Origin of the sequence: Shewanella baltica, assembly GCF_900456975.1 — a bacterium.
Classification (GTDB): domain Bacteria; phylum Pseudomonadota; class Gammaproteobacteria; order Enterobacterales; family Shewanellaceae; genus Shewanella; species Shewanella baltica.
The window spans coordinates 2,537,783-2,549,906 of the sequence record NZ_UGYM01000002.1 but is presented as its reverse complement, the minus strand read 5'-3'; the positions used below and the strand labels follow the sequence as shown (position 1 = coordinate 2,549,906).

The following is a 12,124-nucleotide window of genomic DNA, read 5'->3' as shown; positions in this document are numbered from 1 at the left end:
GAGGCATTTAAATTTGTGGATAGGTTTTTTGCGAGATTAACTAATGTGGATGTCATGAAAGTTGAACCACCTGCAACTTAAGGTTTTCATGAATATGTGATTACAAATATCTAAAAATAAGCGATGGACGCGATGAGTATTACACTGGAAGACGTTACAAGTTCAAATTATGACGCCGTATGCGACTTGGATGTCACTGATGAGCAGCAGGAATATGTTGCTAGCAATATGTGGTCTTTGGTTGAGTCACATTACTGCCAAGGGCATACCTGTAAGGCAATCTATCAAAACGATAAACCTGTTGGCTTTTTCATGTGGGTATCTGAAACACCTGAAAGAGTTTCTATCTGGCGCTTTATGGTGGATCAACGTTATCAAAACGCAGGGATTGGTAGAACCGCTTTAAATTTGGCGCTAAATGAAATCAAAGCGTACGACAAAGTAAAAGAGATTGAAATTTGTTATGACCCTGAGAACACCGTCGCCAAAGATTTTTATTCTAGTTTTGGCTTTCAGGAAGTGGGTTTGGATGAAGACGGTGAAGATATGTTGGCAGTCATCAAGCTGTGAGCTCTAACAATCGCCTTAAACATCGTGGCCTGCGGCCGCTGGACTCGCAACAAGTTGCTCGCCGTTTAGGCGAGCGTTAGGCACAATCTAATCAAAGTACATATTTCACTTGGAGCAGAAATGGAAGTCAGAAAATCTTCGAGATTATTTATCGTAGATAGCGAAGGACGCCTTTTATTATTTTTATACAAGGACGAGCATCAAGCACCATTCTGGGCAACCGCTGGCGGCGAGCTTAAAACAGGAGAAAGCTACACTGACGCCGCCGCACGGGAGCTATACGAGGAAACTGGACTTACTCTAAAAATTGGACATCTTCTGAAAGAGCGAGATGAAGTATATGCTGTAGCACGCTCAACACCTGCGCGCTGGCTAGAAAAATACTATCTAGTAGAGTGCCCAATAAATTCAAATATATTCGCGGCAGAATGGACCGACGAAGAAAAGTGCACCATTCAAAAATGGAAATGGTGGAGTATTCAAGAAATGCAAAATGAGAACCCAAACATATTCAAACCAAAGTGGATTCCTGAGCTTTTGAGTGCAGTATTGAGCCAACGCCAACATTGCGCCTAACAAGCGTTCTGACTATTTAGCCTTAAATCGTGCCGTGAATCACTCTGACCTAGACTGATTCATGCTACCCTTCGTGCCCCTTTGCGAGATTCTGGGGCGTTTTTTCCCTTAAGATAAATCAAATATCTGGAGAGCTGATTCACACCTATACCCCGATGTTACAACCGAAATCAATATTGTTATTGGGGCCTGATTTCATTAGCTAGCAGAGGATTTTAAAGTCGTTATGTAGTTTGGCCCAGTGAGCTTTTAATATCGCTTTATGCTCTTCATGCATGGGGAGTTCAGCAAGTGCCTTTGGCCAAAGAGTACGGGCTTTTTGCATGGCATCCAGTAAATGAACCTTTATCGCGGGCCATGGTAGGCCTGTTCTCGTTGCCCATGCTTGGAAGGTGGTGATATCAATGGCGTACCATAGCTTTTGTTTATTCATGTTGAGAGCTATGGCGGTTTCGCCTTCTATGTAGGGTAAGGTGCTCACAATATCGTAAGCGGGTGAGAGTATCGCATTTTGGGTATCAGGGTAGATAACACTCCAATTTTTTAAGTGGGCATCACCGTTGGCGAGCAAGATATTGGCCAGCAACCGCCTTGCCATTTGCTGCACGTCTTTTAGTCCGTTGTAGCTGCTCATGTATAGAGCTTTAGCTATGGCTTCGTAGTTGTATTTACCGTATTTATCATGGGCGTAAACTTCGAATATTTGGGCAAAGTCCTCTGCATGAATGCGGCCCGTATCACTGCGGTCAAAGCGCTTAATTGCATAAGCCGTGGGCTCATCTGGTAGTTTGATGTTAGGTAGGTTATCCAATGCGTTAAGCGAGATGAGCTCAATTTCAGGGATGTTCACTCCGATTATTTGTGCCAACTTCATTGCAGTGTATTCATTTTGCGGGACGTTGCGGTGTACTGTTGAAGGCGTCTTGATAATCCAACTATCTTGGCCATCTTGATCGGCATTTATGTTGAATCGTCCATCGTTTCTGCTTGTCGAGAATTTCATTTGAACACCGGCAAGTGAGAACTTATTACTGGTGTGGGTGATGTCGATTACGATGGCTTCTGTTCTTTCCCGTGGCGATAGTGCCCAAGCTGGAATATCTTCTTTTGCTATGGCTGATGCGATTAAGCCGCCAGGAAGATTGTTCCCTGCCCATGCTAGTATGGGAAATTCGTTGTTTTCATGTACTTTTAGCGCGGCTGACATCCAATGCCGCAATGCGCCCTCTGGGAGCAAGTTGGACAGCACCGGTGATAATCTTTGTTTTCTGACTTGTATTTTATCGATGTAGTGGGGGTCTAGCAGCTGGGTGAGCGTTAATGTTGGTCGAAGTGCTTTTGGCATCGCGATATATTCAGGGTCAAATTTCAGAATGTTTTTACCCCCAGAATAATGGGTGAGTATCGCAATCCGTTGATGATTTAAATAAAGCGCGAGGGCCTCTACTGATTCAGCCGGTTTCATAGGTTATCTTCTTTATCATCAACTGAATGTAGGACCTTATCCCAAGATGTGCCCGTCTCTCTCGTTAAGTTGTTAGGCGAATGACGGTCAATTTCTGGTTCTAAAGTTGCTTGGTTAATGAGTGCTTTTACTGCACTTATGTGCTGTTTAGGAACGAGCATCATTTCAAGATTTAATCCTTCCAAGACTCTCAGTAATGTCGATAAGCGAGTATCACTGCCACTTTCTATTCGTTGGTATTGTTGCTGTGACATACCAATGTTCAGCAGCATGTCTTTCTGACTTAGTGCCAATTCTTCTCGGTAGTGCTTGAGTTCTGTGGCTAATTCGCTGAGGTGCTTCATGGTGTTGGCTCGGTTATCTTTTTCTTATAAACATCATATTAGTTGTTATTTACTATTAATTACAACTAATGAGATGTTTATTTGTATAAATACAACCAATTTGTTGTTTATGCGTATGGATACAACATATTAGTTGTATATGTGACGTTGATATCGGATTGGATTTTGTCATAGATGAGGTGGTTGTCGCGGGCTACATTATGGCCGCGCTGGTGTGTGTGATTAGGCCGGCTTGATTGTGTAGACATTGAAGAGTCGTTATTTAACACCACACTTCTGGGACAAAACCTTATTAGCCAGATTCGGATTAGCTATTTTATTAGTAACGCCTCTTTGGGCTACAAACTAATCAACTCTCGATATCACCAGTTGGAATAGGCATAACAGGGATATGAATCAGTTCTCTAGAGATCTGATTCATGCTAAGGCAAAAAAAAGCCCCGTTGAAAGGAAGAAACGGGGCGAAATGGGTCTGCTTTAAGGTCAGCATGAATCAGTCTGGTGTAGAGTGATTCACTGGCTCATTTTTGGACATTTTCGTGCTAGCCTAGATCGCGCTGAGGCGGCGATATGTAACACCTTACCTTTATTATAATTTAAAATTATCATTTTTATAAATATCGATAATTTTAATTGCTAATGATTAAGCCATATATTCCATTCTATCGAAACGATAGTTACAAAAAGAAATGTATTGGAGCACATTATGAAAATGAATCACGTAGGTATTATGGTTGGTGATATGGACAAAGCGGTTGAATTCTATACTAAAGCGCTAGGTCTTCGTATTGTAATGAACAAGACTAAAGTGATTGAAGAACGAGAATCTGCGATTGGCCGTATGTGCATTGCGGTATTCGGTGAAGGTTTTAAAGGCTTTAACATCGCTCACTTGGTAACAACAGATGGTATCGGCGTTGAACTGTTTGAGATGAAAGATCGTCAAGAACGTCATGAAGTAGACTTCGCTCGCCTAGGTATCTTCCACTTCTGCTTACAGCTACCTAAAGAGCAGTTTGATACAGCAATCAAACGTGTTGAAGAGTATGGCGGTAAAGTTCGGATGGACATCATGCGTTACCATCCAGAAAACGAGCTAAAACAAGCACAAATGGTTTATCTGGAAGACCCGTTTGGCAACCTGTTTGAGTTCTACTCACATTCTTACGAAGACACTTACGCTTCAGACTATGAATAAGTAAATACGTAAAACAAAAGGTTGGCTCTGATGCCAACCTTTTTGTATTCATTCCTAGGTCAGATATAAGATCAAAAAGCTAATAGCTTCTGAATAGTAGTTCTTAACTTACATCAACCAATATCAAAAGAGTTCTCGATAACTTTAATGATCTGTTCATAACGCCTAGCAAGTGGTGAATTAAGTTTGCTAACCAAGTACACAGGCTCCTGTATCTCTGCGGTAATATTGAATATTTTTAGCTGTTCTTTGGCTGCGAACAGGTTGACGCACCATCGAGGAACCACCGTAAAACCGATACCCTTAGCTATAGGAACCAATATTTGATGCACTTGGTTAATGTAGCTTTGTGTCGAAACATTCTCTAAATCGACCAAACTAAGTAAATCATTGTGGGCTTGATTAACATAAGTTTGGAAATAGTGAGCCAAATCTGGATGACGAACTACTCCCAACTCCATTAACAATTCATTTATAGATAAGTTTTCGTCTGCGGAAAGTGGCAGCACAAGAGCAAGACACTCCGCACCAATAATACGGCTCGCAAAATATTTAGGATTGGGTTCTTTTGTCACTAAACCTATATCCAATTTTCCCTGTAGTACTTGCTCAAATATACGTTGGTTTGGTGTTGCTTCTAACTCAATGGATAAGTCTGGATAACTCGTTTGCAAAGAAAGTAATTCTGAATAAATCAACCAGGCGAAAGTTCCCGAACAGCCAATAGTACAGCGACCTCGGAAAGGTTCGTCGTGTGCCAAATTCTGTAATAGTTCAGACTCTTCTTCAAAATGTTTGACAGCATAATCGTAAACTTTACGCCCATAGATTGTTAACTCAAACTTTTTGTTAAATCTCTTTATTAGAGGATAACCGCATGCAGCTTCTAGTTTATTTATGTGCTGGCTTACCCCAGGTTGCGTCATGTGGAGCAATTCGGCCGTTTTGGTGAAGTGTCCAACATCGACCAATGTTTTAAAAGTGTTAAGCCAAATAGGATTGAGCATAGTTAGAAACCAATAATTATTAATAAATACATTTTCAATAATCATTAATTATACTGAAAATCACCCTTTGTGTCCCTATCGCTCAGAGAGAACCACAAACTCATGACGAACTTCAACCAGAGAGAGTCAAATAGGTTAATGAAAAGATTTAGAGATTAGATTACAAAACGGCTAATAATTTTATAAAGGCTGACTTTTACGGATAACTTGAGGTAGGGCAAATACGCACTAGCAGTATGAGTTAGGGGTTCTACTCTAACCAAGAATAGGGCAAAGATTTGTTAGCCCAAAGCTCATGAAAAATGATCGCGTTCGCGCGTGAACCAGACTAGGCAAGTCTGATTCAATGTAACGGTTTATCAAATCCCTCATGATCACACCTTACTCTTTGGTAGTCATTACATTATGTATCTCAAATTATCAGATAACAAATGCCTGAACTTCGAGCTGCGGCAAACTTTGGGTAGAAGTGGGTTAAAGCCATCTATCGGGTCTAATTGCATCGTGATTTGAATATTTACAGGTTAAGTTAAGACTAATCCAGTTCAATCGTGCGTTCGGTTTAACCTATTCTTAGACCACTTTTTTCACCTGCAGACGTGTCACTCGATCACCTTACGCTTCATACCATGTAGTCAGCTTTAACCAATCCCAATGAACTTCATGAGCTGTGGGCTGTAATACGTTAATGCCGGTGATCTATGTCGCCGGTACCTAAGGGTGTTGTTCCGTCTGGTCCTATGATCCTGCTGTGTTTACCTGCCGATGTGTCCGCTAATCTCACGCTGGCTAAATAGTCTTTGTGAGGCAGGGAGATTAGTTAGGCGGATAAGTGTTGATACCTAGCATCAATGTGCATGTTTACGTTTTGTCAGCTGCTTTACCTGCAGGTGCGTTAGTCGTTCAAGCATTTGCTGATGATTGTGGGTGCAGCTGGCATTGATAGGGCTTTGTGCGACGATGGCGAGTGAGAATAGCGCACGTTTTCTTAGCCTTAGTTGTTACTGGTATGTTATTTGGGGATAGGGGGGGGGCACCATTAGGGTTCAACCGTGCTTCGATGCGGCCTAGATAATCCCTAGATCCCCTCAAAAAGTTGGGAGCACTCAAACCCATGCAGCAGTAAGGCTACAGGCGAGTCGTTGCATCAACCCTACAGGAGGATGCAATGACTCGCTTTTGTTGCTTTTGTGTTAACGCTTGAGGGGCGTAAAGGGTAGGGCAAAAGGTGAGTTTTTTGGTAGTTCTGGGTGAATTGATGGCGCTTAAATGGATCCTTCTATTCGGCTCACGGTTTAGGTCGTTGCCTCATCCTGCTTGGGTGCTATCCGCTCGCCGTTTTTGGTCATTAAAAGCAGGCAAAGTGGGATGATCTGCACACTGTTTCTGAGTGATTGAACGCGTTTTTAGGCTCATGCTGCCTTAGTTTGAATTGTTATTGATATGTTTTAATTTGATGGGTGTTGTTCAATGTGTTGCACCAATATGGTTCAACAGTTTTTTGATGCGGCCTAGATAATCCCTAGATAGCCTCAAAAAGTTGGGAGCACTCTAGCCCATGCAGCAGTAAGGCTACAGACGAGTCATTGCATCAACCCTAGTGGAGGATGCAATAGCGTGCGTTTGTTTCTTTAGTGTTAAATGTTGGCAGTGGGGAGAATAGGGTGAAAGCTAAGGTTTTAGACTGTTTTAGGTGAACAGTAGCTGTCTAGGACTTGGCTTACTTTAGCCGAGTGCCAAGCTCGTTCTCTTTACCTATATTAGTCATCCTGCATGGATAGGAATGGAGCGATGATCATGTGCAATTATGAGGAATTTTGATTTTCAGATGGGCGGATTTTGTGCCTCGCCGATGCTCACGGTTTGATTGAAGCAGAACGCGACACCTTATGGTGATGAGAATCACTCGCAACTCGATATAGATGCGAACCATTATCATCGCGGGTCCTTCCGGCTCGGTTGATTGCGGGGGCAGCGACACGCAGTGCTTCACTACATATGAGAATTTTAGAGGGCTTGGTTGTTGTTTTATTTGAGGGTTTTTAAGGGGCGTTCATAATTTCAAACACTATTTATAGTATTGATTTTATTTGCTTATTATTCTTATTTTCTCAGGAGTCCAAAAAATTGGTGTGCTCGGATATACCAACTTGAACAGATCGATTTTGTGATCCTTTGATCTTTGTTGAATGGGCCGATATTTTGCGTCTCTTGGTAAGCGAGTCACTATAAAGCGGAGAACAGTGAGGGGAGAAACCTACCTTTAGTTTGAATACATCTGAGTGCCACCACCTAGGCATATCGTTTCGTTCTAGGTTTATCCCCAAATCACTTAACTGACAACTAAATCATTCAAAATTTACTCACCGGTTAGTGCTGTATGTCATAACTGTGATTTTACGCAGTACTTAACCAATGCTTGCCACCGCAAAAAGCTTGCGCTAATCAAGTTGCAATCAAACAATCCATTGGTGATATTGGCGAGGCCTTTGGTTAAAGAAGACTGTTTGTGGTCATGTCCGCAATGCCAGTTAGGTCATTTGCAGTTTATTGGGCTGATAAAACCGCAGGGATTTGTGATGATTAACAACCAAAGTCAGCCAGTACGAATGTCAGGATAACCATGCCATTAAAGACGAAGAGGAATGACCGACAGTGAAAAGTAACCAGCCCTATAGGCACAAGCCAGTGGGGCGATGGGGTACGAGAGTCAGCCTGAATGTGGGGCCTAAATGCTGTCAACCAAGGTCAATAATCAGTCGAAAGTGAGCGTAAAAAATGAGAAAGCTAAAACGATATCAAGTGATTACCCATCAAACTGTATAAAAAACTGCTACCGCAAAAAAGCATATTCCTATAGCATCATTCATACCCATTCACACGTATGTGGCATCGGCCAAGTCCAACAAACGATTTATGCCCTGCAAACAGCGCAGCGCATAAATACTAAGACGTTAGGTGCTAAAGAGTAAATGGAATTTTCGATAGACTCATCAATATCAAATAACTCACTCAAGTTCTCATCGCTTGAATCTGAATACGTTACTGTGCAACTCACTGGCGTTGTTACAGCAACGGCTCGTGTTTGCACTTACACGGATGAATTGGGTATTTTAAATTGGTTAAAGAAGCTTGCTTCGCTTAAATCGCCTTGGAAATCTGCAATCGAATGGAAGTCACTAGAAGATCAATTTAGTATTTCTACTACTTGTTCTTCATTGGGTGAGGTTCGCTTTTCATTCCAGCTCAGGGACATGCACGGACATCCAGAAGAATGGAAGGTTACTTCAAGTATCGTAACTGATTTTGGTCAACTACCAAGTTTAGCTAAGCAAGCAGAACGGTTTTTCAATCATGCACGCACCTAACAAATAAGGATAGGCCGCGCGTAGCCGCGACCTTATCCCAAGTGTTGAACAAGCCCGATGCTGGTTGTTGACACTTTATTATGCAAATAGCTGATTGAGAATTTGAGGGTGCTAAGGTCGTACTTTGAAAGAGACTTTTTTGCAGACATGACCCGCCCTTAGCGAACGAGCTAATATTTTTATCACTTGTTCATCAAGCTGTTATCGAGTCCTCATTCTGTTTGGTTAACCCGTTATCCTTATACTTCTCGCCTTAAGCGGTGATATTAGCGCCTGTCGGTCGATGACGCATATGAACACCCATAAAATGCATAGCTTGATGGCAGCAAGGGCAATAGCGCACGGCTAAGGTACGTTTGACCTCAGGTAACATGGGGAACACTGCACCTGCGACAGCCAACATTAGTTGGATTTGTTGCCGTAGCTTTTTGGCATTGCCTCGCAGTAAGCCATAGTCTCGTACTCGCCGTAATCCTTTGGGTAACACATGTTGTAATATCAACCACAGAAATTCGACCGCGGGCAAGCTGCGTACTTGTTGGCAGCGAGTCTGACTGTCTTGATAGGTAAAGCTCACCTGATTATCGACATGACGACAAATACTGCTGTCGGGTAAAACGCCCCGATAAAGGTAGCGCGACAGATATTGCAGTGCAGGAGCACCTTTACCGACGAACTGACAATCGACCACCCATTTCGACTGGGATTGATGTGGCAGTTTAAGCTGAAGCGTGTCACTCAGATAAGCCAGTAAACGTGCTCGCCACACCTTGGCAAGATTAAAGGCGTTAAATAAGTAATGGGTTTGACACTTGCGCCATTGCCGCTTGCCTGAGTGGTAGCTCCCTGCTGGGATAATGAAGTGCAGATGTGGATGGTAGTCTCTGCGCCGACTGTGAGTATGCAGTACGCCGGTGAAGCCGATGTCACCACTGAGCTTAGGGGAGCGTGCGGCAAAGTCTTTGAGTACACTCGCTGCCACGGTAAACATGGCGTGATAGAACGGCTCGGGTTGCGACTTCGCTATGGCTCTTAATTCAAACGGCAAGGTAAAGGTCACCATAAAATAATTCACCGGTAATAACTTGGCTTGTTGTTTACTCAGCCAGTCACATGTGGTGCCGTGTTGGCACTGTGGGCAACTACGATGACCACAAGAGAGCGGAAACTCAAGCTGTTGCTCGCAGGTTTGACAATCCCAGCAACTCACCCTCGCCGTGTTGCAACGACAGCTGAGCATGGCATGGATAGCAGCATGTATTTCTGGGGTGATTTGATGGGCATAACGCCGCCGAAAATCCGCCAGATGTTGGCGTAAAATATCGATAAACTGGCTCATAACCCACACTCCCACCTCAAAGCTAAGTCGTTGGTCAGTTGGTTAATTGCCTCACAGGTATTTTTACGGGTGATATCAGTGAGCCGCGTGTAACGGGCGGTGGTATTCAGGCTGTGATGGCCAAGCAGTGTTTGCACTGAGCGCAAATCGAGTCCTTGCTCCAGTAAATGGGTGGCATAACTGTGGCGTAGACTGTGCGGGCTGATGGCTTTATGAATGTTGCACTCGGAAATGACTTGCTTCATGGCTTTTTGGAGCCCGCCTCTGTCCATGAGTGAATCAGGTTGATTATCTTTACCCGGAAACAACAAACGAGGATGACGGTGGGTGCGCCAATAATAGCGTAAAGCTAACAAGGTGCGTTGAGGTAACGGCACCAGTCTATCCTTGCCACCTTTAGCATCACGGATATGCACCTGCATGAGTCCTGCATCAATATCCCCGACCTGCAATGAAATCGCTTCACCAAGGCGCAATCCCATGCTGTACAGGGTTAAGAAACAAACCTGATAACGCAGTTGACGCGTGAGGCTGATAACCATCGCGACCTCGCAGGGCGTCAGGATATCGGGCAGGTGTTTCACCTGTGGTGGCTTAACAATATTAAGCCACTGCCAAGATTTATTGAGGACGTGAAAGTAGAAAAACTGCAAACCGTTGCGATCGAGTTTGACGGTGCTCCATGAATGTGAGGCAATCAAATCAGCAAAATAGCGTTTTAAATCATCGGTGGTCAGGGTATCGGGGCAGCAGTCAAAATATGCCGCAATACGGCGTATAGCTCGGCTATAGGCATCAATGGTTGCAGGCCGCTTGCCTTGCAAGGTTAAGTTGGTAAGATGTTGTTCATAAAGTAAATCAAAGCGTTGTTGTTCGTGAATGTCCATGATGATACTCCTAGGTTTGCGACCGAAGCAGGTCGCGTCTAGCAAGTATTTAGGATGAGGGGCAAAAGGATGGCTTTATCTTGTTCCTGCCGCAAAGCGGCTTCGTTCAACAAGCGCAGTAAATGCGACCGCGAAAAGCGCGGCGCTTTCTGCGAGCGTTAGGCCTCTGCACCAAATATTATGGAGTTTAGATTGAGTAGTATTCCACAATTTAAAGATAACGGAGTATTGCCTGAAGGCATACATAGATGTTCAGGCGAAATGTTCTTAGAAAGGTTTTGTGAAGGAGATGATGAAAGGGTTCTCTTCTACAAAACGATTACTGACATTTTTGACTTCGCAAAAGAAAGGAATGCTAAATATGTCTTTATCGGCGGTTCATTTATAACTTCAACGGATACTCCATCTGATTTCGATGCAGTCATTGTGTTTGGTAAAAAAGAACATATTCCACGTAATGGCGAAAGATTGATTGTCGGTGGAAAAAGAACGGATGTAATGTTTTGTTCTGAAGATGAACCGAAAATTGTTGATTCATTTATATACTTATTTTCACATGGGCGTTATGGTCAAGAAAAAGGGATAATTCAAGTTGATTTGTTGGGGCTAAATAAAAACTGGACAGTACGACACATGCCAGATGATGACGACTATGAAATCGTAAAAAGGGCGTATTGCAATCGTGAAATTGTTGATCTAAACGAGCCGGAAGGAGTGTTAGTTACAATACATGGTTTGAATACTACAGCCGCATGGAACAGCGATATAATGCCTATCTTCAGTAGTAGAGGCTGGATCGTAGCCCCTTTCAACTATGGATTTCAAACCCCTGAAGTATTACTAAGTGATTCGGGCCGAAGTGATATAATGAATCGCTTCCGGGATTGGATATATGATCTTCACAGAACATACGATGCACCCATATCAATAATTGCACATTCATTTGGTACATACGTAATAGGAAAGTATTTGGAAGGTTTCGACGAGATGCCTCCAGTGACTTTTGAATCAATCATATTGACTGGTAGTATTTTGAATGAAAATTACGACTGGGATTCCTGTGAGGGGCTTAAAGTTGGTAGAGTGAGAAATGAAAAAGCACCTAATGATCAATGGGTGAAGTGGATGCCAAGAAAAAGCTGGCTAGGTTTAGATCCGTTGTTTGGTCAAGCAGGAATAAAAGGTTTCAATAGTACTTCAAGAATTCTAACTCAACATAGTAATAACATCTTTGACCATAACAACATGATTAAAAAAGATGTTATCAATCAAATGTGGCTCCCATATTTACAGTCAAATAAAGCTGTGTTCATGAGAGAGTATATCGCAAAGATTAAGGCTGGTAAGGCCTACAAGTAGTTCCAAGTGAT

The 12,124-nt window shown here is 42.9% G+C and carries 10 protein-coding genes and 1 pseudogene; 6 read left to right on the top strand and 5 right to left on the bottom strand.

Annotation, left to right across the window (positions count from 1 at the left end; genetic code table 11):
- The first annotated feature begins 132 nt into the window (after positions 1-132).
- Positions 133-570, top strand: coding sequence for a GNAT family N-acetyltransferase (locus DYH48_RS11390; protein ID WP_014358086.1), 438 nt, complete (start codon positions 133-135; stop codon positions 568-570).
- 120 nt (positions 571-690) lie between these two features.
- Positions 691-1,146, top strand: a complete 456-nt coding sequence (locus DYH48_RS11385) for an NUDIX hydrolase (protein WP_012197542.1) — start codon at positions 691-693, stop codon at positions 1,144-1,146.
- Between the two features lie 202 nt (positions 1,147-1,348).
- Here the strand turns inward: DYH48_RS11385 and DYH48_RS11380 are convergent, their stop codons facing one another.
- Positions 1,349-2,611, bottom strand: coding sequence for a type II toxin-antitoxin system HipA family toxin (locus DYH48_RS11380; RefSeq protein ID WP_115334830.1), 1,263 nt, complete (start codon positions 2,609-2,611; stop codon positions 1,349-1,351).
- A complete protein-coding gene (locus DYH48_RS11375) occupies positions 2,608-2,955 on the bottom strand; it encodes a helix-turn-helix domain-containing protein (protein WP_115334829.1) in 348 nt (115 codons plus the stop codon). The genes DYH48_RS11380 and DYH48_RS11375 overlap by 4 nt, the downstream gene beginning before the upstream one ends.
- A gap of 706 nt (positions 2,956-3,661) precedes the next feature.
- On the opposite strand from DYH48_RS11375, the gene DYH48_RS11370 reads away from it, so the two are divergent.
- Entirely contained in the window at positions 3,662-4,153 is a 492-nt protein-coding gene (locus DYH48_RS11370; protein WP_006087343.1) for a VOC family protein, read from the top strand.
- Positions 4,154-4,266: 113 nt separating this feature from the next.
- Here DYH48_RS11370 and DYH48_RS11365 read toward each other — a convergent pair whose 3' ends face one another.
- Positions 4,267-5,205 (bottom strand): LysR family transcriptional regulator, encoded by a 939-nt coding sequence (locus DYH48_RS11365; protein ID WP_006087342.1) that lies wholly within the window; start codon positions 5,203-5,205, stop codon positions 4,267-4,269.
- A gap of 2,360 nt (positions 5,206-7,565) precedes the next feature.
- Here DYH48_RS11365 and DYH48_RS23965 point away from each other — a divergent pair.
- Positions 7,566-7,781 (top strand): annotated as a pseudogene (locus tag DYH48_RS23965) (IS91 family transposase); the annotation flags it as partial.
- A 351-nt stretch (positions 7,782-8,132) separates the two neighbouring features.
- Positions 8,133-8,528, top strand: coding sequence for a DUF6228 family protein (locus DYH48_RS11355; protein WP_115334827.1), 396 nt, complete (start codon positions 8,133-8,135; stop codon positions 8,526-8,528).
- 253 nt (positions 8,529-8,781) lie between these two features.
- On the opposite strand, the gene DYH48_RS11350 is transcribed toward DYH48_RS11355, so the two are convergent.
- Both DYH48_RS11350 and DYH48_RS11345 read right to left on the bottom strand, forming a co-directional pair.
- The gene (locus DYH48_RS11350; RefSeq protein WP_115334421.1) at positions 8,782-9,867 is read right to left on the bottom strand and encodes an IS91 family transposase; all 1,086 of its coding nucleotides are present in this window, start codon (positions 9,865-9,867) and stop codon (positions 8,782-8,784) included.
- Positions 9,864-10,754 (bottom strand): tyrosine-type recombinase/integrase, encoded by an 891-nt coding sequence (locus tag DYH48_RS11345; RefSeq protein ID WP_115334422.1) that lies wholly within the window; start codon positions 10,752-10,754, stop codon positions 9,864-9,866. Before DYH48_RS11345 ends, DYH48_RS11350 begins: the two co-directional genes overlap by 4 nt.
- A gap of 192 nt (positions 10,755-10,946) precedes the next feature.
- Here DYH48_RS11345 and DYH48_RS11340 point away from each other — a divergent pair, with 192 nt between their 5' ends.
- Positions 10,947-12,113 (top strand): DUF6932 family protein, encoded by a 1,167-nt coding sequence (locus tag DYH48_RS11340; protein ID WP_115334826.1) that lies wholly within the window; start codon positions 10,947-10,949, stop codon positions 12,111-12,113.
- The last annotated feature ends 11 nt before the right edge of the window (positions 12,114-12,124 follow it).

What these genes read in the sequence shown, in the direction of transcription:
- DYH48_RS11375 (WP_115334829.1), bottom strand. Translation starts at nt 2,955, where the DNA reads ATGAAGCACCTCAGCGAATTAGCCACAGAACTCAAGCACTACCGAGAA.
- DYH48_RS11380 (WP_115334830.1), bottom strand. Translation starts at nt 2,611, where the DNA reads ATGAAACCGGCTGAATCAGTAGAGGCCCTCGCGCTTTATTTAAATCAT.
- DYH48_RS11365 (WP_006087342.1), bottom strand. Translation starts at nt 5,205, where the DNA reads ATGATTATTGAAAATGTATTTATTAATAATTATTGGTTTCTAACTATG.
- DYH48_RS11350 (WP_115334421.1), bottom strand. Translation starts at nt 9,867, where the DNA reads ATGAGCCAGTTTATCGATATTTTACGCCAACATCTGGCGGATTTTCGG.
- DYH48_RS11390 (WP_014358086.1), top strand. Translation starts at nt 133, where the DNA reads ATGAGTATTACACTGGAAGACGTTACAAGTTCAAATTATGACGCCGTA.
- DYH48_RS11355 (WP_115334827.1), top strand. Translation starts at nt 8,133, where the DNA reads ATGGAATTTTCGATAGACTCATCAATATCAAATAACTCACTCAAGTTC.
- DYH48_RS11345 (WP_115334422.1), bottom strand. Translation starts at nt 10,754, where the DNA reads ATGGACATTCACGAACAACAACGCTTTGATTTACTTTATGAACAACAT.
- DYH48_RS11385 (WP_012197542.1), top strand. Translation starts at nt 691, where the DNA reads ATGGAAGTCAGAAAATCTTCGAGATTATTTATCGTAGATAGCGAAGGA.
- DYH48_RS11370 (WP_006087343.1), top strand. Translation starts at nt 3,662, where the DNA reads ATGAAAATGAATCACGTAGGTATTATGGTTGGTGATATGGACAAAGCG.